Annotated in this window: 26 protein-coding genes and 2 pseudogenes; 15 read left to right on the top strand and 13 right to left on the bottom strand. The window is 73.6% G+C overall.

What is annotated here, in order from left to right:
• Positions 1 to 175: 175 nt before the first annotated feature.
• Positions 176 to 373: pseudogene (locus tag AB0Q99_RS23700) on the top strand (DUF4287 domain-containing protein); the annotation flags it as partial.
• A gap of 40 nt (positions 374 to 413) precedes the next feature.
• Here AB0Q99_RS23700 and AB0Q99_RS23695 read toward each other — a convergent pair.
• Positions 414 to 986: a helix-turn-helix domain-containing protein gene (locus AB0Q99_RS23695; RefSeq protein ID WP_363574873.1), complete on the bottom strand. Its 573-nt coding sequence runs from the start codon at positions 984 to 986 to the stop codon at positions 414 to 416.
• A 125-nt stretch (positions 987 to 1111) separates the two neighbouring features.
• Between AB0Q99_RS23695 and AB0Q99_RS23690 the strand changes: the two genes are divergently transcribed.
• Together AB0Q99_RS23690 and AB0Q99_RS23685 are read left to right on the top strand one after the other, a co-directional pair.
• A complete protein-coding gene (locus tag AB0Q99_RS23690) occupies positions 1112 to 1552 on the top strand; it encodes a nuclear transport factor 2 family protein (RefSeq protein ID WP_363574871.1) in 441 nt (146 codons plus the stop codon).
• Between the two features lie 400 nt (positions 1553 to 1952).
• Positions 1953 to 2597, top strand: a complete 645-nt coding sequence (locus AB0Q99_RS23685; RefSeq protein ID WP_363574869.1) for a hypothetical protein — start codon at positions 1953 to 1955, stop codon at positions 2595 to 2597.
• Positions 2598 to 2663: 66 nt separating this feature from the next.
• Here AB0Q99_RS23685 and AB0Q99_RS23680 read toward each other — a convergent pair whose 3' ends face one another.
• Positions 2664 to 3299, bottom strand: coding sequence for a carbonic anhydrase (locus AB0Q99_RS23680; protein ID WP_363574867.1), 636 nt, complete (start codon positions 3297 to 3299; stop codon positions 2664 to 2666).
• Between the two features lie 217 nt (positions 3300 to 3516).
• Between AB0Q99_RS23680 and AB0Q99_RS23675 the strand changes: the two genes are divergently transcribed.
• Positions 3517 to 4833: a deoxyribodipyrimidine photo-lyase gene (locus tag AB0Q99_RS23675; protein WP_363574865.1), complete on the top strand. Its 1317-nt coding sequence runs from the start codon at positions 3517 to 3519 to the stop codon at positions 4831 to 4833.
• A 63-nt stretch (positions 4834 to 4896) separates the two neighbouring features.
• Here AB0Q99_RS23675 and AB0Q99_RS23670 read toward each other — a convergent pair whose 3' ends face one another.
• Positions 4897 to 6084, bottom strand: coding sequence for a PP2C family protein-serine/threonine phosphatase (locus tag AB0Q99_RS23670; protein WP_363574863.1), 1188 nt, complete (start codon positions 6082 to 6084; stop codon positions 4897 to 4899).
• 220 nt (positions 6085 to 6304) lie between these two features.
• Between AB0Q99_RS23670 and AB0Q99_RS23665 the strand changes: the two genes are divergently transcribed.
• The 3 genes from AB0Q99_RS23665 (at position 6305) to AB0Q99_RS23655 (ending at position 7655) form a co-directional block, all read left to right on the top strand.
• A complete protein-coding gene (locus AB0Q99_RS23665) occupies positions 6305 to 6685 on the top strand; it encodes a helix-turn-helix transcriptional regulator (RefSeq protein WP_363574932.1) in 381 nt (126 codons plus the stop codon).
• A 5-nt stretch (positions 6686 to 6690) separates the two neighbouring features.
• On the top strand, positions 6691 to 7107 hold the full coding sequence (locus AB0Q99_RS23660) for a VOC family protein (protein WP_363574861.1): 417 nt from the start codon (positions 6691 to 6693) through the stop codon (positions 7105 to 7107).
• 155 nt (positions 7108 to 7262) lie between these two features.
• Positions 7263 to 7655 carry a RidA family protein gene (locus AB0Q99_RS23655; RefSeq protein WP_363574859.1) on the top strand — a complete coding sequence of 131 codons (393 nt, stop codon included), beginning with the start codon at positions 7263 to 7265 and terminating at the stop codon, positions 7653 to 7655.
• Positions 7656 to 7674: 19 nt separating this feature from the next.
• Here the strand turns inward: AB0Q99_RS23655 and AB0Q99_RS23650 are convergent, their stop codons facing one another.
• Both AB0Q99_RS23650 and AB0Q99_RS23645 read right to left on the bottom strand, forming a co-directional pair.
• Complete coding sequence (locus AB0Q99_RS23650; protein ID WP_363574857.1) at positions 7675 to 8511, bottom strand: hypothetical protein; 837 nt, start codon at positions 8509 to 8511, stop codon at positions 7675 to 7677.
• A 217-nt stretch (positions 8512 to 8728) separates the two neighbouring features.
• A complete protein-coding gene (locus AB0Q99_RS23645) occupies positions 8729 to 9514 on the bottom strand; it encodes an NAD(P)-dependent oxidoreductase (protein ID WP_363574855.1) in 786 nt (261 codons plus the stop codon).
• Positions 9515 to 9579: 65 nt separating this feature from the next.
• Between AB0Q99_RS23645 and AB0Q99_RS23640 the strand changes: the two genes are divergently transcribed.
• Positions 9580 to 10488, top strand: coding sequence for a LysR family transcriptional regulator (locus tag AB0Q99_RS23640; RefSeq protein ID WP_363574853.1), 909 nt, complete (start codon positions 9580 to 9582; stop codon positions 10486 to 10488).
• 5 nt (positions 10489 to 10493) lie between these two features.
• Here the strand turns inward: AB0Q99_RS23640 and AB0Q99_RS23635 are convergent, their stop codons facing one another.
• Complete coding sequence (locus AB0Q99_RS23635; RefSeq protein ID WP_363574851.1) at positions 10494 to 11135, bottom strand: flavin reductase family protein; 642 nt, start codon at positions 11133 to 11135, stop codon at positions 10494 to 10496.
• 276 nt (positions 11136 to 11411) lie between these two features.
• Between AB0Q99_RS23635 and AB0Q99_RS23630 the strand changes: the two genes are divergently transcribed.
• The gene (locus tag AB0Q99_RS23630) at positions 11412 to 11936 is read left to right on the top strand and encodes a cupin domain-containing protein (protein ID WP_363574849.1); all 525 of its coding nucleotides are present in this window, start codon (positions 11412 to 11414) and stop codon (positions 11934 to 11936) included.
• Between the two features lie 247 nt (positions 11937 to 12183).
• Here AB0Q99_RS23630 and AB0Q99_RS23625 read toward each other — a convergent pair.
• From AB0Q99_RS23625 to AB0Q99_RS23600, 6 genes and pseudogenes are all read right to left on the bottom strand, one after another.
• A pseudogene (locus AB0Q99_RS23625) lies at positions 12184 to 12450 on the bottom strand (arylamine N-acetyltransferase); the annotation flags it as partial.
• Entirely contained in the window at positions 12447 to 13058 is a 612-nt protein-coding gene (locus AB0Q99_RS23620) for an RICIN domain-containing protein (RefSeq protein ID WP_363574847.1), read from the bottom strand. The gene AB0Q99_RS23620 and the pseudogene AB0Q99_RS23625, both read right to left, overlap by 4 nt.
• A gap of 35 nt (positions 13059 to 13093) precedes the next feature.
• Positions 13094 to 13732 (bottom strand): hypothetical protein, encoded by a 639-nt coding sequence (locus tag AB0Q99_RS23615; protein WP_363574845.1) that lies wholly within the window; start codon positions 13730 to 13732, stop codon positions 13094 to 13096.
• Positions 13733 to 14319: 587 nt separating this feature from the next.
• Positions 14320 to 14787 (bottom strand): NUDIX domain-containing protein, encoded by a 468-nt coding sequence (locus tag AB0Q99_RS23610; RefSeq protein ID WP_363574844.1) that lies wholly within the window; start codon positions 14785 to 14787, stop codon positions 14320 to 14322.
• Positions 14788 to 15028: 241 nt separating this feature from the next.
• Positions 15029 to 15166 carry a DUF397 domain-containing protein gene (locus tag AB0Q99_RS23605; protein WP_363574842.1) on the bottom strand — a complete coding sequence of 46 codons (138 nt, stop codon included), beginning with the start codon at positions 15164 to 15166 and terminating at the stop codon, positions 15029 to 15031.
• A complete protein-coding gene (locus tag AB0Q99_RS23600; protein ID WP_363574840.1) occupies positions 15126 to 16076 on the bottom strand; it encodes a helix-turn-helix transcriptional regulator in 951 nt (316 codons plus the stop codon). Before AB0Q99_RS23600 ends, AB0Q99_RS23605 begins: the two co-directional genes overlap by 41 nt.
• A gap of 161 nt (positions 16077 to 16237) precedes the next feature.
• Between AB0Q99_RS23600 and AB0Q99_RS23595 the strand changes: the two genes are divergently transcribed.
• From AB0Q99_RS23595 to AB0Q99_RS23570, 6 genes are all read left to right on the top strand, one after another.
• Positions 16238 to 16666 (top strand): ATP-binding protein, encoded by a 429-nt coding sequence (locus tag AB0Q99_RS23595; protein ID WP_363574839.1) that lies wholly within the window; start codon positions 16238 to 16240, stop codon positions 16664 to 16666.
• A 14-nt stretch (positions 16667 to 16680) separates the two neighbouring features.
• Entirely contained in the window at positions 16681 to 17247 is a 567-nt protein-coding gene (locus AB0Q99_RS23590; RefSeq protein WP_363574837.1) for a hypothetical protein, read from the top strand.
• Positions 17248 to 17835: 588 nt separating this feature from the next.
• Entirely contained in the window at positions 17836 to 18078 is a 243-nt protein-coding gene (locus AB0Q99_RS23585; protein ID WP_363574835.1) for a hypothetical protein, read from the top strand.
• Positions 18079 to 18097: 19 nt separating this feature from the next.
• Positions 18098 to 18883 (top strand): helix-turn-helix transcriptional regulator, encoded by a 786-nt coding sequence (locus AB0Q99_RS23580; protein WP_363574833.1) that lies wholly within the window; start codon positions 18098 to 18100, stop codon positions 18881 to 18883.
• A gap of 97 nt (positions 18884 to 18980) precedes the next feature.
• Positions 18981 to 19391 (top strand): sigma factor-like helix-turn-helix DNA-binding protein, encoded by a 411-nt coding sequence (locus tag AB0Q99_RS23575; RefSeq protein ID WP_363574831.1) that lies wholly within the window; start codon positions 18981 to 18983, stop codon positions 19389 to 19391.
• A 344-nt stretch (positions 19392 to 19735) separates the two neighbouring features.
• Positions 19736 to 20287: a hypothetical protein gene (locus tag AB0Q99_RS23570; RefSeq protein ID WP_363574829.1), complete on the top strand. Its 552-nt coding sequence runs from the start codon at positions 19736 to 19738 to the stop codon at positions 20285 to 20287.
• 19 nt (positions 20288 to 20306) lie between these two features.
• On the opposite strand, the gene AB0Q99_RS23565 is transcribed toward AB0Q99_RS23570, so the two are convergent.
• On the bottom strand, positions 20307 to 20774 hold the full coding sequence (locus AB0Q99_RS23565; protein ID WP_363574827.1) for a DUF5994 family protein: 468 nt from the start codon (positions 20772 to 20774) through the stop codon (positions 20307 to 20309).
• Positions 20775 to 20869 lie beyond the last annotated feature (95 nt).

Genomic DNA, 20869 nt, shown 5'->3' with positions numbered 1-20869 from the left:
TCCCCCGCCTTCAGGCGGGGGAGCAGTCAAGGTCCTACCCGTGACCGCACCGCCTCGGCGGTGCCCGGACCGACCGAGAGGAACCACGGCCATGACCGCCACTTCCGCGAAGAAGACCGCCGCCCCCGCGAAGGAGGGCGCCGCGAAGGACCCCGCCACGAAGGCCCCTGCGGCGAAGGGCAACCCGGCCTCCTACTTCCCGTCCATCGAGAAGAAGCACGGCCGCCCGATCGAGGAGTGGAAGGACCTGATCCGCGCCTCGCCCCTCGTCAGGCACATGGAACTCGTCGCCTGGCTCAAGACCGAACACGGCCTCGGCCACGGGCACGCCAACGCCCTCGTCGCCCACACCCTCGCCGAGCGCACCGCCTGACGGCGCCCCGGCCCCGGGCCGCTCCGCCCCGGGGGGGGGGTCAGCGCGGGCGCAGGCCGGCGAAGACGACCTCGAAGATCCGCTCGCGGGCGGCGGGGTCGTCGGCGAGGTGCTCGACCGCGGTGCCCACGCCGACGAGCAGGGCGACCAGTTCGGGCAGGCCGAGGTCGGGGCGGACGGCCCCGGCCCGCTGCGCTGCGGCGAGCAGGCCGGCCAGCCGGGCGCGCATCAGGTCGGAGGACTCCCGCAGGGAGGCGTGGACGTCGACGCCGGCGTCGGCCAGGGCGCGGGTGAACTCCTGCTTGCCGGCGGACCGTTCGACGACCAGGCGGAAGCAGGCCCGGAAGGCCTCGGCGGGCGGGTGCCCGGCGGCGAGCCGGGCGGTGTCGGCGGTGAGGGTCTCCAGCCGGCGGACCACGACCGCTTCCAGCAGCGCTTCCTTGGTGGGGAAGTGACGGAAGAGGGTGCCGACGCCGACGCCGGCGGCGCGGGCGATCTCCTCGGTCGGCACGGTGACGCCGCGGGTGGTGAAGACCTCGGTCGCGACGTCGAGCAGCCTGGCCCGGTTGCGGGCGGCGTCCGCGCGCAGCGGCCGTGGCGTGGCCCCGCTCATTCCCGTCTCCTTCCTCCGTCCGCGGCGGCCGCGGACTCCCCGTGGACAACCGGAGTGGTTGGTCCGTATCGTGGTAACCGGAGTCGCTGGTCCGATTCCGGCGACGTGTCCCGTGGGGGTTGATCATGTCCGAAACGCCGTCGCCGCGCGAGGTCTTCCTGGAGCTGCTGGAGGGCATCACCGCGGGGAGGTTCACCGAGCTGGCCCGGCTCTACGCCGAGGACGCGGTGGTGGAGACCGTGTTCGAACCGGTCGGGCCGCGCCGCTTCGAGGGACGGGCCGTCCTCGCCGAGCGGTTCGCGCAGGTCGGCGCGCAGACGCCGCTGGAACTGCGGGCGGAGAACGTGGTGGTGCGGGAGACCGACGACCCCGAGGTGATCGTCGCCCAGTTCGACTACCGGGCGCACCACCGCACCACCGGACGCGATTTCGCGAGCGCCAACATCCAGGTGCTGCGGGTCCGTGACGGCCTGATCGTGCACAGCCGGGACTACCACGACCACCTGGCCTTCCTGGTGGCCGACGGCGGGCTGCCCCGGCTCGTGGAGACGCTGGCCGGGCGGTAGGGGCACGGGGTGCGGGGCTCGGAACGTGGGGTGACCCGGGGGCCGGGGCCGCCGACGGCACGATCGGAAAGACGGCGGCCCCGGCCCCGGGTACGGGTTCCGTACGGGCGGGGCATCGACCGCGGTGCCCGTACGGCTGCGGTCGGGTGCCATTCGACAACTTCAACAGGACTTGAAGTCAAGCCCGCGGTCGGTCGGGCGGTCCGTCCGGCGGTCCGTCCGGCGTCCCGTTTCGGCAGTTCGTCCGGCGTTCCGTCCGGCGTTCCGCCGTGTTCCGCCGCGTCCCGGCCCCGGCCGCCCCCGGCCGCCCCCGGCCGCCCGCGGCCCTCCGCAGCGGGGTAGCCTCGCTCACGGCGGAGACCTGCGGACGGGTACGGACGAGGCGGACAGGGGCGGGCGGATGGCGGAGCAGCAGCGCGGGTACTGGCGGGTGTCGGACGGCGTGGCCGTCGGCGCCACCCAGGCGCACATCGTGTGGACCAGGGCGGCCTACCCGGCCCTGGTGGAGGTGGCGCGCCGCTACCACGCGGTGATCACCTACGCGGACCTGGCCGAGGCGGTCCAGGAGGCCTCCGGGGTGCGCACCCGCGTCAACCACCGGCACTGGATCGGCAAGGTGCTGTCCCTGGTGGTCCTGGAGGCGCACCGGCGCGGGGACCCGCCGCTGACGGCACTGGTGGTCAACGCGACGGACGGCAAGGTCGGCTCCGCCTACCAGGAGGTGCTGACCGTGGCCGGGCAGCCGCCGGTGGCCGAGGAGATGGACCGCGAACTGCACGCGGCCGCCGCCCGCCTGGCCTGCTACCGGCACTTCGGCGCCGACCTGCCCGCCGACGGCGGCACGCCCGCCCTCGCCCCGCGCCTGCTGGCCTCGGTGGAGCGCAGGACGACCACCACGGCCAAGGCCACGGCCAAGGGCGCGAGCAAGGCCGCGACGGCCACCGCCGCGGCCGTGCCGCGCCCGCCGGCGATCTGTCCGAACTGTTTCCTGGAGCTGCCGGCGACGCGGGTGTGCGACTCCTGCGGGGAGACCATCGCGCCGTGAGCCGCGGCCGGGTGCCGCCGCCGGGTGCCCGGTGAGCGGCCCCGGGCCGGTCGGTCCGCCGGTCGGTCAGTCCACCGGCCCGTGGGCGGCGACCTGACGGGCCTTGCCGTCACGCAGCCGGTAGGACAGGCCCACCACGGCCGCCTCGCCCGCCGCGACCCTGGAGGCGAGCACCTGGGAACGCTCCACCAGCAGGTCCACGGTCTGGCGGATGTGCTCGTCCACGATCGCGTCCCGGTCCTCGATGCCCGCCGCCCTGGCGGACAGCACGCTCGGCGTCACCCGCTCCACCACGTCCCGCACGAAACCGCCCGGCAGCCGCCCCTGCTCCAGGGAGTCCAGCGCCGCCGCCACCGCACCACAGGAGTCGTGCCCCAGCACCACCACCAGCGGGCACTCCAGCACGCTCACCCCGTACTCGATGCTGCCCAGCGCCTCCGCACCGGTGACGTGCCCGGCGGTGCGCACCACGAACAGGTCGCCCAGCCCCTGGTCGAAGATGATCTCGGCGGCCAGCCGGGAATCCGAACAGCCGAACAGCACCGCGAAGGGTCGCTGCGCCGGGGCGAGCGCGGCCCGGCGGCCGGCGTCCTGGTTGGGGTGCGCGGGGCTGCCCCCGACGAACCGGGCGTTGCCCTCCATCAGCATCCGCAGTGCGTGCGCGGGGTCGGAGATCGGGTCGGATATCGGTGTGGGGATCATGCCAGCACCCTAGATCGCCGAGGCCGGGCCCCGCAGCCGGGAGTGACCGGTCTCTCACCCGCCGCCCACCGCCGCCCACCGCCGCGACACGCCGGCCCGCCCGCCCGGGCCCGTTCGTCCACCTGGTCCGTCCGCTCGGTCGGTTCACCCAATCCGTCTCCCCGGCGGCTACGAACCACAGACGAACCACCGACCCGCCGCACCGTACGAGGCCCCGATGAGCACCGCCGTCGTCCTGTTCACCCAGGACCTGCGCCTGCACGACAACCCCGCCCTGCACGCCGCCCGCACCGGCGCCGACCAGGTCCTGCCCCTGTTCGTCCTCGACCCCGCCGTCGAGCAGGCCGACTTCGCCCCGCCCAACCGGCGGGCCTTCCTCGCCGACAGCCTCGCCGACCTCGACCGCGCCCTGCGCGCGGCCGGCTCCCGCCTGGTCCTGCGCCACGGCGACCCCGCCGAACAGACCGCCCGCGCCGCCGCCGAATGCGGCGCCACCGCCGTCCACGCCACCGCCGGCGTCTCCGCCTTCGCCACCCGCCGCGAAACCGCCCTGCGCCGGGCCCTGGGGGACCGGCTCCACCTCCACGACGGGCTCACCGTCGTCCCCGCCGGCGCCGTCACCCCCGCCGGACGCGACCACTACGCCGTCTTCACCCCCTACCTGCACGCCTGGCAGCAAGCCCCCCGCCGCCCCCTGCTGCCCGCCCCGCGCACCCTCGCCACCCCCGACCACCCACACGGCGACCCGCTGCCCACCGCCCCCGCCGGCACCTCCCCGGGCCTGCCGCCCGGCGGCGAACAGGCCGCCCGCCGCCGGCTGCGCGCCTGGGACGCCGACGACTACGACCGCCTGCACGACGACCTCGCCGCCGACGCCACCTCCCGCCTCTCGCCCTACCTGCACTTCGGCTGCCTGTCCGCCGCCGAACTCGCCCACCGCGCCGCCGCCCGGGGCGGACCCGGCGCCGACGCCCTGGTCCGCCAGCTCGCCTGGCGCGACTTCCACCACCAGGTCCTCGCCGCCCGCCCCGCCGCCGCCCACACCGACTACCGCCCCCGCGGCATCCGCTGGCACCACGACGAGCAGGAACTGCGGGCCTGGCGCGAAGGCCGCACCGGCTACCCCATCGTCGACGCGGGCATGCGCCAGCTCGCCCACGAAGGCTGGATGCACAACCGCGCCCGCCTGATCACCGCCTCCTTCCTCGTCAAGACCCTGCGCCACGACTGGCGCCCCGGCGCCGCCCACTTCCTGCGCCTCCTGGTCGACGGCGACCTCGCCAACAACCAGCTCAACTGGCAGTGGATCGCCGGCACCGGCAACGACACCCGCCCCAACCGCGTCCTCAACCCCCTGCGCCAGGCCGAGCGCTACGACCCCGACGGCAGCTACGTGCGCCGCTGGCTCCCCGAACTCGCCCACCTGCCCGGGCGCACCGTCCACCAGCCCTGGACCCGCGACGAACCCCTCGACTACCCCGACCCCCTGGTGCCCCCCGACGCCCTGACCGCCCGCATCCACGCCACCGGCTGAACCGCATCCACGCCACCGGCCGGCTGACCGCATCCTGGCCGCGGCCGGGGCGCGCCCCGGCCCCTACGGCGCCCCGCGCAGGGCCAGCACCGTCACGTCGTCGCGGCTGCGCCCGCCGCTCCAGCGCCGGGCCCGCTCGTCCAGGGCCCCCGGCAGGGCGTCGGCCGGGGTCGCGGCGAGCTCGGCCAGGCCCAGCTCCACCGGGTAGAACTCCCCGGCGGCGTCCTGCGCCTCGGTGATCCCGTCCGTCAGCAGCACCAGCACCCCGTCCGCGGGCAGCGCGAACCGCCGGACCGTCCGCGGCCGCGAACCGCCGGCCGGCTCCGCCAGCGACGCCAGGCCCAGCGGGATCCCGGCCGGCAGCGCGACGGGCTCCACCCGGCCGCCGGCGCGCAGCAGGTACGGGGCGAGGTGGCCGCAGTTGACGGCCTCCACCACGGGGGCGGGGTCCTCCAGCAGGGGGTCCTCCGCCAGGGGGTCCTCCGCCCCGGGCCCGGCGGCGTCGACCCTGGGGCCGTCGCGGTCACCGGGCCCGCCCAGGCCCAGGACGGTCGCCGTGACGAAACGTTCCTGCTCGCCGCTCTGCACCGCGTACGCGTTGTGCCGCTCGACCGCCGCCTCCAACGCGTCCGCGACATCGGTCAGCTCCGCCTCGCGGAACGCCGCCTCCCGGAACGCGCTCAGCACCGCGAAGCCCGTACCGATCGCCGGCAGGCCCTTGCCCTGCACGTCACCCACCAGCACCCGGGTCCCGTACGGGGTCTCGGCGACGTCGTACAGGTCGCCGCCGACCAGGGCGTCCTCCTCCACCGGCCGGTACAGCCCGTCCAGGCGCACGTCCGCCGTCGTCACCGGCAGCGGGCGCAGCAACTGGCGCTGCAGCGCCACCGCGCTCTGCCGCATCCGCGACAGCTCCCGCTCGCGCCGCACCCGCCGCGCGCACAGCCCGATCACCGCGGCCTCCGCCCCGACCACCCCGACCAGGGTGCCCACCCGCGCCTCCAGGTCCGGCGGCGGGAACAGCGCCGTGAGCACCACCACCACCACGGTCACCCACACCGACACGGCCACCGTCTGCGCGACCGTGCCCAGACCCGCCAGCAGCGCGGGCAGGAACACCAGCAGCAGCACCAGCCGGGCGTTGCTGCCACTGGCCGCCTGCGCCAGCAGCAGGACGACCGTGGCGGCCAGCACGCCCAGCACCACCGCCCGGTTGCCGGGGGCGCGCGGGACGGTTCCGTTGCTCTCCACCCCGCCGCCCTCTCCGCCGTCCGCCGCGCGCCCTGATCCTCGCCCGACCGTCCCCCCAGGGTGGTCGGCCCGGCGGCACGGGCGCCAACGGGCCGCGCCGGACGGGGTAAGCCGCCTGTCACCGGCGGTCGGTACGGTGGTCGGTGTGTCCACCCGTGAACCCCGCGCGACCCGCGTCCCCCTGGCCGACCTCGTCCGGCTGCGCCGGGCCCGGGACCGGATGGACCGCGACTACGCCGAGCCCCTCGACGTACCCGCCCTGGCCCGCACCGCGCTGATGTCCTCCGGCCACTTCTCGCGCAGCTTCCGCACCGCCTACGGCGAGACCCCGTACAGCTACCTCATGACCCGCCGGATCGAACGGGCCAAGGCCCTGCTGCGGCGCGGCGACCTGAGCGTCACCGAGGTGTGCATGGCGGTCGGCTGCACCTCGCTGGGCTCCTTCAGCACCCGCTTCACCGAACTCGTCGGCGAGAGCCCCAGCGCCTACCGCGCCCGCGACCACGGCGACGGCGCCGCGATCCCGGCCTGCGTCGCCAAGATCCGCACCCGCCCGTTGCGGCGCACGGAAGCCAAGGGCGGGACGCCTCCCGTAGCGTGACGGTCATGAGCATCGAACTCGCCCAGTGCTTCATCGCCGTCGACGACCACGACAAGGCCCTCGCCTTCTACCGCGACGTCCTCGGCTTCGAGGTCCGCAACGACGTCGGCTTCGAGGGCATGCGCTGGGTCACCGTCGGATCGCCCGACCAGCCCGGCGTGGAGATCGTCCTGGAACCCCCGCTGGCCGACCCGCACGCCTCCGAGGACGACCGCCACGCCGCCGCCGAACTCCTCGCCAAGGGCCTGCTGCGCGGCGTCATCTTCCGCACCGACGACTGCGACGCCACCTTCGAACGCATCCGCGCCGCCGGCGCCGAAGTCCTCCAGGAACCCATGGACCAGCCCTACGGCGTCCGCGACTGCGCCTTCCGCGACCCCTCGGGCAACATGCTCCGCTTCAACCAGCCCCGCACCACCTGACCCGCCCCGGGCCCGCCGGGGTCGGGGGGAGGGCCGGTGCGGGCAGGCGCCCAGGGCCGGCCTTCCGGGTCCGGCCGGTGGGCCCTTTCCGCAGGCGGGAGGGCGTCGAGCGCGGCGCCGGGTGCACTGGTGCACCGGTGCGGGACGATGGCGCCATGGAGAACACCCGACAGCTCGTCAGCTCCGGCTCGCCCCTCGAACCCCGGATCGGTTTCTCCCGGGCCGTGCGCAAGGGCCCGTACGTCGCGGTCGCGGGCACCGCACCCATCGGCGAGGACGGCACGGCGGTCGCGCAGGGCGACGTCCACGCCCAGACCGTGCGCTGCCTGGACATCGCCGAGGCCGCCCTGAAGGAGGCCGGCGCCTCGCTCGGGGACGTCGTGCGGACCCGCATCATGCTCACCGACATCACGCGGTGGAAGGAGGCCGCGCGCGCCCACGGCGAGCGCTTCGCGACGATCCGCCCGGCGTGCACGTTCATGGAGGTCTCGCGCCTCCTCGACGAGCGGTGGCTGGTCGAGGTCGAGGTCGACGCGGTCCTCGGTTAGCCGGCCGGCTCCCGGCCCGTCAGCCGGCCGGGGATGCCGGTGCCGGTGCCGGGCCCATCAGGGTGTGCAGCAGGTCGCTGCCCAGCGTCCGGCCGCTCGGCGACTCGTCCGGCAGCTCGTAGTCGCGGTACCAGTCGGCCGGGGCCTCCGGGTGCGGGCCGCTGACCGCGACCCGGCCCGCGCCGTACGGGGCGACCACGACGGCCGGGCGGTCGCCCGGGTAGCGGGCCAGGACCTCCGTGTCCGGGCCGTCGACGTCGAAGTACGGGCCGTCCTGGAAGTACATCCGCTGCGGGCGGCCGCGCCAGGTGACGTCGACCAGCCGGTCCCGCTCGTCGGTGACGGCCGCGCCCGGGGTGCGGATGTACTGCCCGGAGTCGCCCGGCAGGAGGTCGTAGCCCGGGTCCCCGGCCAGGTAGCCGCCCATGCACAGCCCCAGGTAGTGCCCGCCGCCGCGCACGTAGGCCCGCACCAGGTCCGGGGAGAAGCCGGGGTCGCGCCCCAGCAGGCCCCACGCGGTGCCCACCTCCTGCCCGTTGGTGCCGCCCGGCTGCACGTACAGGGCCACCCCGGCCAGCGCGGCCGGGCCGAACCGCACCTGCTCCTGCGGCCCGATGAAGCGCACCGCGAAGCCGTCGTGTTCCAGCATCGTCCGCGCCGCCTCCGGGCACCCCTCGCACGCCGCCGGGCCCCGGTAGACCAGGGCCGTCGGCCGGCCGTCGTCCCGTCCCTGCGGTGTCCCGTCCCCGCCCGCCGGCCCGTCCCCGTCGGCCGGTCCGGCTCCGCACCCCGAGGCCACCAGCACCAGCGCGGCCGCCAGCACCGCCCGGATCCGCCCACCCCGCACGTCCGCCACCCCTCCCCAGGGTTGCCACCGCTCGTACGCCCGGCTCGCCCGGGCCGCTCGCCGACGACGCTACGTCCCGGCGGGGGAGCGCGGCGAACCGGCCCCACGATCGGGTGGGTTTCGGCTGCGCGCGTTGACGTCCGGCGGCGGGTCCGGACGGGCGGCCGGCCCGAGCAGCGGTGGATCCGAACGGCGTCGGCGGGTGCGGGCGTTCCCCGGCGGCGGCCTACCGGCGCCGCAGGGAGCCCACCACCGCCGACAGGTCCCGCTCGGCGATCGACGGGTCCGCCAACAGCACCTCGCGGGCCGCCGACAGGACCGGCCCGCCGCCCGCCAGCGCGAGGTCCTTGGCGGCCAGCCGGACCGGGAAGTCGGAGTCGGCGCTGTGCGCCCGGGCCACCACCCCCGCGAGCGGCCCGGCCGTCAGCGCCTCCCGCGCCAGCTCCTGCGAAAGGCCCAACTCCTCGGCCACGGCCAGCACTTCGCCAACCACCGCGACCGAGGCCACGATCGCGCCGATCACCACCACCTTCAGCGCCGCCCCCGACCCCGGGCCGCCGCAGCGCCGCACCCGGCCCAGGTGCTCCAGGACGGGCCGCGCGCGGTCCAGGTCGGCGTCCTCGCCGCCCGCGTAGACCACCAGGTCGCCGGTCGCCGCCGGGCCCACGCTGCCCAGCACCGGAGCGTCCACCAGGCCCACCCCGTCGGGGAGTCGCTCGCGCAGTCCGGCGGTGGCCGCCGGGCCGATCGAGGACATGTCGATCCACAGCGTGCCCGGCGCCAGCCGCGCCGCGATTGCTCCGGCCACCTCGGCCACGGCCGCCGGGTCGGACAGCATGGTGACGACGACGTCCGCGCCCCGCACCGCCTCCGCCGCGGTGGCGGCCTCGGCGAGGCCGTCGGCGCGGCCGGGGGAGCGGTTCCAGACGGTCAACGGGTGGCCGGCGGCGGCGAGGCGACGGGCCATCGGCAGGCCCATGCGGCCCAGCCCCAGAAAGGCGATCTTCTCCATGGCCGCCACGCTAGGCAGCCGCGATCCAGGCGACAAGCGAATGTCCCGCATGCTATCCATGCGGAATGGACATGGCTTGGCTGGACGTCTTCCGCACCGTCGCACACCTCGGCTCCTTCACCGCCGCCGGCGAGCGGCTGGGCTACACCCAGTCCGCGATCTCCCGCCAGATCGCCACCCTGGAAAGCGAGTTGGGCACCCCGCTGTTCGACCGCCTGGCCCGCGGCGTGCGGCTGACCGAACACGGCCGCGCCCTGCTGCCACACGCCGAGGCGATGCTCGAACGCCTCGACACCACCCGGCGCGACCTCGCCGCCCTCACCGAACTCACCGCCGGACACCTGCGGGTGGGCGCCTTCGACAGCGCCAACGCGGCCCTCGTCCCCGGCGCGCTCGCCGCCTTCCGCACCGCCCACCCGCACGTGCGGATCAGCCTCACCGAAGGCCTCTCCGCCCACCTGCTGGACCTGCTCGGCGACGGCGCGATCGACCTCGCGGTGGTCGCCTCCTACGCGCAAGACACCTTCGACGGCGAACAGTTCGAGCTGCGGCCGCTGCTGGACGACCCCGTCCTGGTGGCGCTCCCGCCCGGACACCGCCTCGCCCGCCGCCGGCGCCTGCGCCTGGCCGAACTCGCCGACGAACCCTGGATCGCCGCCCGCCGTCACGCCGAATCCACCCTCCTCGCGGCCTGCCTGCGCAGCGGCTTCCAGCCCCGGATCGAGTACGCCGTCGCCGCCTGGACCGCCAAACTCGGCCTGGTCGCCGCCGGGTTGGGCCCCACCCTGATCCCCTCCCTCGCCGCCCGCGCGGCCCGCCCCGACCTCGCCCTCATCCCCCTGCACCCCGACGACACCCCCGTCCGGCACGTGTACACGGCAACGCGCAGGGGGCAGCGGATACCGCCGGCGGTGGCGGCCTTCACGGACTTCCTGCGCGAGGCGGCGGCGGGGACGGCGGTGGCGGGGGAGTAGTCCGCTCAGCCCGCCGTCACCGACGGGCGCCGGTGCGGCATCTTCCAGCCCTCGGCCAGCCGCGACGGGTGAACGCTGCGCCCACCGCCGAAGAACTCGCAGAACTTCATGATCAGCGGATCCCAGCCCAGCGGGTCCACGTAGTGCGTCCCCGGGATGACCAACTCCTCCTCGACATGGGCGCGAAGGACCTCGACCTCGAAGGCCGTGGCGTGGGACGCGGGGACACCGAAGGGACGGGACGAGACGACCCGGCACTCCAGCTGGACCGGACACTCCGCGACCCGTGGCGCCCGGACCAGATCCGACGCCTGCTCCGTCAGCCCCCCGGCCGCGAACTTGTCCGGCTCGTACCGGTACCCCTGCTCCACCTTGTAGTCCGGCACGGCCCGCTTCCCGGTGGTGAGCGCGATCCGGTCGACCGCACCGACCATCGCCGACGAGGGCAGGTTGAGCACGCACTCGCCCTCCCGCAGCAGGTTCGCGGTGGTCTGGGCGTTGTTGCCCAGACCGAGCATGCACGACTGGCCCAGCCACCACGCCGAGGAGATCGGCGCGAGATTCGCCGAACCGTCCTCGTTGAGCGAACTGACCAGCACCACCGGAGTTCCGAAGTACAGGACCTTGAGCCCGGGGACGACGTGCATGCGCTGCGCCTTTCGCAGAGTTCCGAACGGACGGACCCGCGATCACGACCACGAGCCGTCACCGACTCTCCCGCCACCGGACCACCGGCGCTGGCGGTAATCCGACACGGCGTTCCGGCCCCCGGCCCCGCCCCCGCACCCTGCGGGCACCGACCCCGAGGACCTCGTGACCACCGGCAACGCGCTGCGCCGCATGGCGGCCGACCCGAATTGACCCATGAAAACGACTGCCGATTGCCACCTGTTCATGGGTCTATCCGGCCGTAGATTGATCACATGACGACGACGAAGAACACCGCCGCCACCGCCGCTCCCGCCACCGCAGTCCCGATCCTGACCCGCTGCGCCGAGGCCGAGACCTGCGCCGACCCGAGCGCCACCATGACCCTGCTCGCCGAGACCGACCCGGGCCAGGGCGGCTTCACCGTCTACCGCTCCACCTTCGCGGAAGGTGCCGCCGGAGCCCCCTCGCACGTCCACACCCGGGCCTGGGAGCTGTTCTTCGTGATCAGCGGCTCGCTGGAGGTGCTGGTCGGCGAGGAGGTCACCGTCCTGGGCGCCGGCGACTTCCTCGCCGTGCCCCCGCACACCCCGCACGCCTTCGCCGCCGCCCCCGGCCGCGAGGCCGACGTGCTGTTCCTGTTCACCCCCGGCATGGACCGCTTCGACTACCTGCGCCTGCTGGGCGGCGTCATGCGCGGTGAGACCCCGCCGGCGGCCGTCGCGGCCTCCTCCGAGCGCTTCGACAACCACTACGTCGACAGCCCCGCCTGGCGCGCCGCCCTGGAGAGCCGCGCCTGAGCGGCGGGCCCCGGCCGGGTGTGGAACGGTGGAAGACCAGGGGTGTCCCGGTTGCGAGAGGAGTGGCCGATGTCGTCGAAGCGTCGTCGCAAGAAGAAGGCCCGGGCCAGGCGCGGGGCCAACCACGGCCGCCGCCCCCAGTGCTGAACGGCTGATCGCCTGAGCGCCTGAGCGGTTGACCACGCGGCCGTCGGCGGCCCCCGCCGACGGCCGCGCCCGTGCCCCGCCTCCCGGCGCGGGTGATCTAGCCGAGCGAGATGAGCAGGGCGGCGAAGGCGCCGTTGAGTTCGCAGCAGAAGCCGCCGCGGCGGCGGGTCACGACGTTCGTGTGCAGGGTGTCGGGGTCGAGGGCGATGCGTTCGCCGAGGTGGACGGCCAGGTTCTCGAACGGGACGGTGCGCAGGTGGGCGAGTTGGAGCCGGGCGAGCGCCCGCGGGGAGGGGGCGCCGGGGCGGGGGCGGGCCCGTCCGGCGGTCCGGACGGGTCCGCCCCGGGGTAGGGCGGGGGGTGTCACGCAAGGTGCTCCAGGGTGAGCACGGTCATCCTGTCGGAGTACTGGGCCAGGGCCGAGCCGGTGCTGCCGTTCGGGTCATTGAGGGCCGCGAAGAAGCCGCTGTGCCCGATCTGGAGGACCACCTGGTTGGTGTTGCTGGGGTTGGGGTAGAGGAAGTGGAAGATCTGGTTGCCGTAGATCCACCCCTCGCAGTCGAACACGTTGAAGTTGGCGCCCTCGCCCCCGGTGGCGCCGTCGTTCGGGTCCTGCTTCCACACGCCCAGGCACTCGCCTTCGTGGCGGCGGCTGCGGATGATGTAGGACTGGTTGTCGTCCCGGTAGTGGCACACCTTCCACTGCTGGTTGTAGCCACCGGTGTCGGGGTTCTGGATGGCCTGCCCCCAGGCGCTGTACAGGTTGCGCTCCAGGAGCTGGTTGAACGGCGTCCTGATCCGGTAGTAGCCGTCGTCGCAGACGTAGCCGTGCCATTCGCTGGAGGCCAGGCCCTGGGTCGCGGCCGAGGCGGGGCCGGCGAGCAGGGTGAGGCCGGCCAGCGAGGCGAGGGCGGTGGCGCCGAGGGCGCGCAGCGCGGTGCCCCGGCGGGTGGTGCGGCGCGGGCGGTTCGTCACGGTGTCCTCCGTCGTCGTCGGGTCGGTGGGCGCGGTCAGCAGCTGCTGATGAGGAGCTGGGCGGCCCGGCGCACGGTGCCGGCCGGCTGGGCGGGTGCGCAGCCGACGGAGCCGATCTCCGGGGCCTCATAGGTGGTGAAGGTGCCGGGGCTCGGCGAGGTGGTGACCCAGAGGCCGGTGGTGGCGCCGGTCTGGGCGCAGACGCGGTTGACGTACTGGCCGGTGACGACCCGGGTGCCGCGGTAGAGGCCGTAGCGGCCGGGCGAGTTGAGGTTCCAGGTGTCGCTGACGGTGGTGCTGGTGGTGCTGGAGGTGACCTTCTGGACCGAGAAGCCGACCTTGACCTCGACCTTGGCGAACAGGGCGCTGGCGGTGGCGGTGATCTCGGTCTTGTTGTCGACGGTGGTGGTCACCGAGCTGATCCGGTTCAGGGTGTCGGTGTGCTGCCCGGTGGTGCCGGCGGCGACGTTGTAGATCAGGAAGTCGGTGACGAGGGGGGTGATCTGCACGTTGAAGGGCTCCGTGGTGGTGCGGTCCACGGTGGGGTTGCAGAGGGTCGGGAGAGTGTCGGCGTGGGCCGCAGGGGCGGCGCCGAGGCTCAACAGGCCCACCGCGACGGCGGTGGTGGCCGAGGCGGCGAGGGTGCGCCGGTGCGTCCTGCGGGTGGTGGTCATCTGGGCTCCTCCAGCGTCACGGAAGCATGGGAAGAGGCGTGCGTGCGACGACGGATGCGCGCGCACGCCTCGTGCAGGGGGGTGCGTACGGACTGCGAGTGCGTAGGCATCCTTGTCGATGCCTCGGGCCCGCCGGTATCCGAGTTTTCTCGGGGGTGTCCGGCCCCGGCCCTCCCGTTGCCCGCCCGGAGGCGTCGGGGGAAGGCGTCAGGCCCCCGATTGGTAGGCCACCAGGGCGGCGAATCCTCAGGGGCGAGGACACGGATGCCCAGTTCCTCGGCCTACGCCGTGCCGGGCGACGCGGCCGACCCTTTCGCCTGCGTTCCGCGCAATTCAGCGGCCCGGAGTCACGAATCTGGGGTCTGACCTGCGCGGACATGGGTGAGGGCGCCTGAGAGGCGTTTCTCTGGTGCCGCATCAGGCAACGTTCGCCCGTGGTGACGTGTCGCCCGGCTGCTGTACCGGGCGCGGCACCGGACCGCCAGAATGATCACGTGGCTGAACGCGTACAGGTCCGCGAGATCGATGAGGATCCTCGCGCGGCCTTCGCCGGGTGGCGGGCCGGTGACTCCACCGGTGAACTGCGGTCAGCGCACCACGGGGATCGCCCCGGAGCGCCAGTCGGCCAGCCGCTTCCGGATGCTCGCCACCATCGGCAGCCCGTCCGTCTCGGCCGGGGTGAACCACGCCACCTCGTGGGACTCGTCGGACACCTGCAGCTCCCCGCCGACCGGCCGCCCGAGGAGGCAGATGGAGAATTCCTGGCGGACCTCTCCGTCGTCGTAGGCGAAGACGTGGCGGGGGTCGGTGTAGGTCCCGACGATCCCGGTGATCTCGACATCGAGGCCGGTCTCCTCGCGCGTCTCGCGGATGCCGCACCCGGCGAGCGACTCCCCGATGTCCATCCTGCCGCCGGGCAGGGCCCACATTCCGTTGTCGGTACGGCGCTGGAGGAGGACGCGGCCCGCACCGTCGACCACGACGACGGACGCGCCCGGGACCAAGGAGTTCGCCTCGGGGGCGTTCGGATCGTCCTCGTAGTCACGCCTGGGCATGATCCATCACCTCCGCCGTCGGGACTGTCCACCCATCACGTCCCTTCGCCCACAAGTCCTCGACGTGACCGGCGAAGCGGTCGAACACGCCGCCCCCATCTGGCTCTTGAGATACTTGGCCGTGCTCGCTACCTGGTCCCGTGTCGGGCCGGACCTCGCCCCACGAGCTCCCGTACACCTGCCGGCGTGCGAACGACACCCCTTCCACGGGCAGCCTTCCTCGCACGCGCACGGCTGCGGTTCAGACTTCGCCGAACTCGCCGCTGCGAACCGCGGAAACGAACGATGCCCACGCCTCGGCCCGGAAGACCAGGGCCGGCCCCAGGGGGTCCTTGGAGTCACGCACTGGGATGGCGTCGGGCAGGAATCCGGGGGCCACCTCGATGCAATCTCCCCCGTTGCCGCCGCTGTAGCTGCTCTTCCGCCAGGCGGTCGCGTCGAGCTCGATCCTCATCATCCATGAACCCTTTCAGCGCATCAGTGATCAGCGCGAGCGAGTCGGCTACTGGCAGCGCCGCCCCGTGGGCCAGATCATAGCTGCGGCGATGCGCTGCCACGGTTGCTGGATCATCACTTGCATGCCCGCGATCGAGGCTCTCGGAGTACACCCAGGTCCGACCGTCAGGCATCTCCAACATGACCATGGACTTGTCGATGATGGCCTGGCGGCATTCGAACGGCGCGACCTGAATGATTACGTTCGGGAGCTGCGCAACGGCCAGCAGGTGTTGCATCTGACGTCTCATGATGCCGGGACCGCCGAAAACGGTCCGAATTGCACTCTCGTCCAGGATCACCAGCAAAAGCGGTCCGTCCGGATCCAGGAACCGCTTCTGCCTCGCCAGCCGAGCCGTCGTCCGCTCCTCGATCACCTCGGGCTTTCCGGCCGCATCGCTGACTGCGAACACGGCCTCCGCGTACTCGCGACACTGCAACAGTCCATGCATGACGGCCAGCTGGAAGATCCTGGCAGCCAAGGCCTCGGATTCCATGTCGACATGGCTTTGGAACCAGTCCGGATGTTCGACTTCGGCGTTCCAGTCGACCCGATCCCAAAGTCGCTTCAGTGCCCCGCCTGCCCTGAGCAGCGCGTCAACCTTCACGACCATCTCCGGCGGCATGCGCCGCTGGCCGGACTCGTACCGTGTGATGTTCGGCCGAGTGCAGTGCAGGAGTTTCGCCAACTGTTCCTGTGTGTAGCCGGCCAACTCCCGGTAGAACCGCAGCTCTTCGCCGAAGATCCTTGCCGAACTGGCCGTCACATCGCCCTTGAGTCGCCGGTGTGCCATGCCAGACCCCCTGACGTACCTCATGTACCTGGTACCTGATTTCGGCCATCACCGTACCTTCGGGCGTCGATCATTGATACCGGAACGCGATCTTTTGCTTGCACAGCGTTATGCCGCGCTCCCTTCGTACGCCCCCATTCCGCCCCCCGAGGTACTTCGCCATGCTCGCTGCCTGCCGCCCCCGCACGTTCGCCGCTCGGCTCGACTCGCGCACCGATTTCACGCCCCTGGCCCGGTACTTGCTCCGGGCCTACCTGGCCGGCCTGCCCTCCGGGGACCGTTACGCCGAGGTCGCCGAGCTGCTGCTCGGTGAGCTGTTCGCGAACGCGGTCCAGCACTCCGACGCGCCCGCCGACCGGCTGATCGAGGTCCGGTTCGCCGTCGTCGGGGACCGGCTGCGGATCGAGGTGCACGATGCCGGTTCCGGGCGTCCCTCCGTGCGGTCCGCCGTCCCCGACGACGAACACGGGCGGGGGTTGTTCCTCGTCAACGAGCTGGCCGAGCGGTGGGGTTGCTGCCCGCGTTCCGGCGGCATCGGCAAGTTCGTCTGGGCCCTCGTCGCCCCCGCCCTCCCCGTCGTCACCGTCTGAAAGCCCGATTCCTCATGCACCTCGCCACCCTCGCCCGGCACGCCCTCTCCCGGGGCACCACCCCCGCCGCCGCCTACGCCCTGCTCGCCCGCCGTACCCGCGAGCCCCTGCCGTCCGCGCGGGCGGTGTGCCTGGCCCTCGGCATCCCCCTCACCGTGGTCACCCGCCGCCTGAATGACTGCTACAGCGCCCTGCTCGCCAACCCCCGCCCCAACTCCGAGACCGACACCGGCGAACTCCTCGAAGCCCTCGGCGTGTTCGACGTCCCGGTCGACCTCACCCCCACCGGCCGCGCGGTCGTCGCGCACTTCCTGACCGCCGTCGACGCCATGGGCGGCATCCGCCCCGGCCACCAGCACGGCCTCGACCGCTGGTTCACCACCGGCAACCTCACCACCGCCTACCTCTCCCTCGCGGCTGCTCACCCCGTGCCCCGCACCGGCGACCCCGCCACCTACTGGACCGCCCTCGTCACCGCCGGCGAACTCCTCGCCACCACACCCAGCCCCGACAGCCGCATCAAGTACGCCCTCGCCCACTGCCGCGCTCAGGCCGCCGCCACGCAGGCAACCCGCACCTGAAAGCCCGTACCGAGCACCGGACCCCGCCGACTTCCTGCGCGCACCCCCCGGGGCCGCTCCGGCGGGTCGGGCCCGGGCAGGTCGGCGATCCCTTCCCTCCATGTCGGCGCGGATCAGCCGCAGGCCGGGGGAGGGGTGCACGCCGGGAACGCAGAGAGACCGCCGGGGCCGCTGGGGCCGGGCGGTCTCTGCTGTCCGGACGGGGCCCATGCGCCAACACGGCCCGCTGCCGATGTTCCCGAGATTGTCGGAGCGAACAGCGTCCCCCGGGTTCCGGACCCGCAGGTCCTGGTGACGCCGCTGCAAATCGTCACACCCGCCCTGGAGGGCTCACAAGGGGGTGCTGCACAAAGGCGCATCAAAATCCGGTTTCAGATCGCTGAACTGCCCGTTTCTGGTAGGGAGTTCGGAAAACCACGGGCGGGAGCCGGGACGGCGGCGCATCAATCCGCGCGATGTTCACCGAACCGATTGGGAAACACCCGTACGCCTGACAGAGTGTGACCCCAACGGACACCCAGCGCGACGCCAACCGCGCGAAGTGCCCGTCAGTCGGAGTGAACAGTGATACAGGAAGGGTCCCCCTCGATGACGAGGAAACGGAACAGGCGCGCCCGCATCCACTGCGCCGTCGGCGTCCCGAAGCCCGCGCGGCCGGGCCTGCCCCGGCGCCCCGCGCACGGCGGGACGGCCGTGGTCGTCGTGGTCGTCGTCCTGACGGTCGCCCTGTCGGCCGTGCTGGTGGCGACCGGGATGTCGGCCGGGGTGTCGCTCGAACTGGCCGCCGGCGGCTGGCTGCTGGCCGCCAGACTGCGACAGGAGCGGGTCTAGCGGAGAGCGCCTGCCTGCGATGGGACGCCGAGAGAAACCGATCGAGGCGACCGAGCCGGCGCTGGGCCGGCTGGCCGCATGGCTGCGCGAGCAGCGCGAACGATCCGAGTTGACGTACCGTCAGCTCGCGGTCCGGACCAACTACCACGCCACCACCCTGCAGCGGGCCGCCAGCGGCCGTACCGTGCCGAACTGGAAGGTCGTCGAGGCCGTCACCCGTGAATGCGGCGGCGACCTCAAGGCGGCCCGGCGCAAGTGGGTCCAGGCCAACTACTGGGCCCACGTGCCCCTCCCGTCGGGAACCAGACGGCTGCGGCCGCCCCGGCGGGTCGACCCCCAGCAGGTCGACTCCTTCGCCGACCTGCGCCGGGCGATGCACGAGATGCGCCGCAAGGCGAACTGGCCCTCCCTCAAGGAGCTGGACCGCCGGGCCCGCGACAAGGGCCGGCGCCTGCCCGCCAGCACCCTGGCCCTGGTCCTCAAGGGCGAGGCCCCGCTGCACAAACCCGTGTTCCTCACCTACATGGAGGCCTGCGAGGTCAGGGAGGTCCGCCGCGCACTGTGGGCGGCGGCCTGGGAACGGACGAACAACGCCCGCACCCAGGCTCCGGTCAACTCCCGCATCCACCACAGTGAGTTCGCCCGGGCGATGCAGTCCTCCAGCGGCGGCACCTCGACGGACACCCTGTTCCGGCTGTGGGTCACCCTGCGCAACAGCCTCGCCGCCGACCGCGCCGAGGAACCCGGCCCCCGCACCCCGGCGGGCCGCGACGGCACCGACGACAACCCGCCGGTGCCCGTGTGACCGGGCCCGCGGACGGAGCGCGACACCCGCGCTCCGTCCGCGGGCCGGCACCCACCCGCGGGACCAGCACCCACCCGCGCCACCCCGGGACACCACCATGCCGACACCACCCCGCCCACCAGTCGCCCCCGGACCCGCCCTGGGCCTGTGGGCGCTGCACGACCTCCACCAGCGCCACTACCTGGACTACGCCGCCCTGCTCCTGCCGCCCGACGACGCGCCACGGGCCGTGCACGACGCCTTCGAGGAACTCGGCGGCCACTGGCTCGACGCCCTGTCCACCGCGAGCCCGGCAGCCTGTGCCTGGCAGGCGGTGCGCCGCCGCGTGCGCACCCTGGCCGGCCCGCGGCCGTTCGGTCCGGTGGCCCACCTCACCGCCACCCAGCAGGACGTCCTGCTGCTGCACCTGGTCCTCGACCTGTCCGCCGAGGAGGTCGCCGCGCTCACCGGCACCGAACCCGCCGCCGTCCACGTCCAGCTCCGCTCGCTGGCGGCTGCCCGGCGCTGACCGCGGCCGCCCGGCCGGTCGGCTGCTGTGTCGGGTGGTTGCGCGGAATTCGTCCGTATCCACAGGTCCGGCATGCGGATCTCGGCGCCTGAAGGATATTGACCATGAATGTGATGACTTCGCGTGATTTCCGTCCGGTGCGCTCCGGCGGACTTCCCATGCTTACCCGGAGGAGGGAATGACCAGGAGGTGTCCAATGATCACCGAGGTCAGGGAAGCCGACGTCGCGCGTGCGGCGGTGAGGCGTCGGCGCGTGCGGCGGTGAGCCGGAGGGCGGCCCGGGTCCGTATACGTGGGCGGAGCGCTGCCTGCCGGAGGGGGCGCCGGGGTGTCAGGAGGCGGGCATGCTCAGGTTCCACGGAGCGTGGCGGATCACGGTGATCGGGCGCAGCGCCGACTTCGACCAGCGGGCGGTCGTGCGCGGCGCGTACGGCCTGCGGATGCTGGCCGGGCGGGTCGGCGCGACGCTGGAGGTCGACGAGGAGAGCTGGACGCTGTCCCTGGAGCACCACCTGTGGGGGCGCAGCTGGCAGCCGAACCTGCGCACCACCCCGGGGCCGGTCACCGAACGTGACGGCGTCCGCAGCCAGTTGCTCACCAGCAACGACTGTCACTGGCCGGGCAAGCCGCTGGACTACGTCAACTTCGTGCTGCGGCTGGACCAGGCGCTCGCCCCGGCCGCGGTGCCGGCCGCGACGTCGGTGCGTGCCGCCGGTCCGGGCGCGGCGCCGATCGCCGCGCCCGTCCAGGCCGTGCGCACCTCGTCGTCGGGCGGGGTCGGGCCTGGGGTCGCGGTGCCTGGGGTCGCGGTGCCGGGCGTTCCGGTCGAGGGCGTCTCCGTCGAGGGCGTTCCCGCGGTCGTGCCGGGGCGGGCCGTGCGGCGCTCCGCCTGGTAGCCCTACCCGTTGGGCCGGCTCACCGAAGCCTGACCAGTCTCGGCGAGGTCCGGTCGTCCAGGAGTTCGGCGGCCGGCGTGTGGTTTCCGGTCGCCGAGGCTCCGGTCATCGCCGTGGCGGCCACCTCCGTGCGGGTGCCGGGCGGTACCACCAGAAGCAGGAAGTGGTCCTGGAAGCCCCGGGTGAGGCTGATCGTCGCGGCGCTGCCGGTGAACCAGTTGATCCTGACCAGCAGGCCGTTCACGGCGACGGACCGGGGCACACCGTCCCAGGCCGAGGTGTCGAGGCCTACGCGGACGATGCGTCCGAGGTGTGCGCCGATCGCGGTGATCAGGTCGGGCAGCTCGGCGAGGACGTGGTTCGAGCGGGGCCACCAGGCGCCGTCGAAGACGCTCTGCCGTGACATCGTGGGCTCCAGCTCCAGGCGAGGCAGCAGCGTGTCGCCGGGCGCGGGGGGATGGGAAGACGAGGGGGTGGGGTCCGGCATCGGAGGCCGCCCGTCCGGTCCGCGAGGGACCACTCATGACCTAGGGCGACACGGGCGCTGATGCCGATGTTCAGGATGTCCTCGGTTGTCTCCAC

Source organism: Kitasatospora sp. NPDC086791 (assembly GCF_040685975.1).
In the GTDB taxonomy this organism is placed as follows: Bacteria; Actinomycetota; Actinomycetes; order Streptomycetales; family Streptomycetaceae; genus Kitasatospora.
The sequence above is the reverse complement of the archived record's forward strand: the minus strand, read 5'-3'. Positions and strand labels throughout refer to the sequence as shown.

Bases quoted from the DNA above. Each gene is read 5' to 3' on its own strand.
- AB0Q99_RS23590 (WP_363574837.1), top strand. From the start codon at position 16,681: ATGCACCTCGCCACCCTCGCCCGGCACGCCCTCTCCCGGGGCACCACC.
- AB0Q99_RS23665 (WP_363574932.1), top strand. From the start codon at position 6,305: ATGGACCGCGACTACGCCGAGCCCCTCGACGTACCCGCCCTGGCCCGC.
- AB0Q99_RS23585 (WP_363574835.1), top strand. From the start codon at position 17,836: ATGACGAGGAAACGGAACAGGCGCGCCCGCATCCACTGCGCCGTCGGC.
- AB0Q99_RS23660 (WP_363574861.1), top strand. From the start codon at position 6,691: ATGAGCATCGAACTCGCCCAGTGCTTCATCGCCGTCGACGACCACGAC.
- AB0Q99_RS23580 (WP_363574833.1), top strand. From the start codon at position 18,098: ATGGGACGCCGAGAGAAACCGATCGAGGCGACCGAGCCGGCGCTGGGC.
- AB0Q99_RS23565 (WP_363574827.1), bottom strand. From the start codon at position 20,774: ATGCCGGACCCCACCCCCTCGTCTTCCCATCCCCCCGCGCCCGGCGAC.
- AB0Q99_RS23575 (WP_363574831.1), top strand. From the start codon at position 18,981: ATGCCGACACCACCCCGCCCACCAGTCGCCCCCGGACCCGCCCTGGGC.
- AB0Q99_RS23570 (WP_363574829.1), top strand. From the start codon at position 19,736: ATGCTCAGGTTCCACGGAGCGTGGCGGATCACGGTGATCGGGCGCAGC.
- AB0Q99_RS23680 (WP_363574867.1), bottom strand. From the start codon at position 3,299: ATGATCCCCACACCGATATCCGACCCGATCTCCGACCCCGCGCACGCA.
- AB0Q99_RS23645 (WP_363574855.1), bottom strand. From the start codon at position 9,514: ATGGAGAAGATCGCCTTTCTGGGGCTGGGCCGCATGGGCCTGCCGATG.
- AB0Q99_RS23690 (WP_363574871.1), top strand. From the start codon at position 1,112: ATGTCCGAAACGCCGTCGCCGCGCGAGGTCTTCCTGGAGCTGCTGGAG.
- AB0Q99_RS23630 (WP_363574849.1), top strand. From the start codon at position 11,412: ATGACGACGACGAAGAACACCGCCGCCACCGCCGCTCCCGCCACCGCA.
- AB0Q99_RS23595 (WP_363574839.1), top strand. From the start codon at position 16,238: ATGCTCGCTGCCTGCCGCCCCCGCACGTTCGCCGCTCGGCTCGACTCG.
- AB0Q99_RS23695 (WP_363574873.1), bottom strand. From the start codon at position 986: ATGAGCGGGGCCACGCCACGGCCGCTGCGCGCGGACGCCGCCCGCAAC.
- AB0Q99_RS23675 (WP_363574865.1), top strand. From the start codon at position 3,517: ATGAGCACCGCCGTCGTCCTGTTCACCCAGGACCTGCGCCTGCACGAC.
- AB0Q99_RS23610 (WP_363574844.1), bottom strand. From the start codon at position 14,787: ATGCCCAGGCGTGACTACGAGGACGATCCGAACGCCCCCGAGGCGAAC.
- AB0Q99_RS23655 (WP_363574859.1), top strand. From the start codon at position 7,263: ATGGAGAACACCCGACAGCTCGTCAGCTCCGGCTCGCCCCTCGAACCC.
- AB0Q99_RS23600 (WP_363574840.1), bottom strand. From the start codon at position 16,076: ATGGCACACCGGCGACTCAAGGGCGATGTGACGGCCAGTTCGGCAAGG.
- AB0Q99_RS23640 (WP_363574853.1), top strand. From the start codon at position 9,580: ATGGACATGGCTTGGCTGGACGTCTTCCGCACCGTCGCACACCTCGGC.
- AB0Q99_RS23615 (WP_363574845.1), bottom strand. From the start codon at position 13,732: ATGACCACCACCCGCAGGACGCACCGGCGCACCCTCGCCGCCTCGGCC.
- AB0Q99_RS23685 (WP_363574869.1), top strand. From the start codon at position 1,953: ATGGCGGAGCAGCAGCGCGGGTACTGGCGGGTGTCGGACGGCGTGGCC.
- AB0Q99_RS23635 (WP_363574851.1), bottom strand. From the start codon at position 11,135: ATGCACGTCGTCCCCGGGCTCAAGGTCCTGTACTTCGGAACTCCGGTG.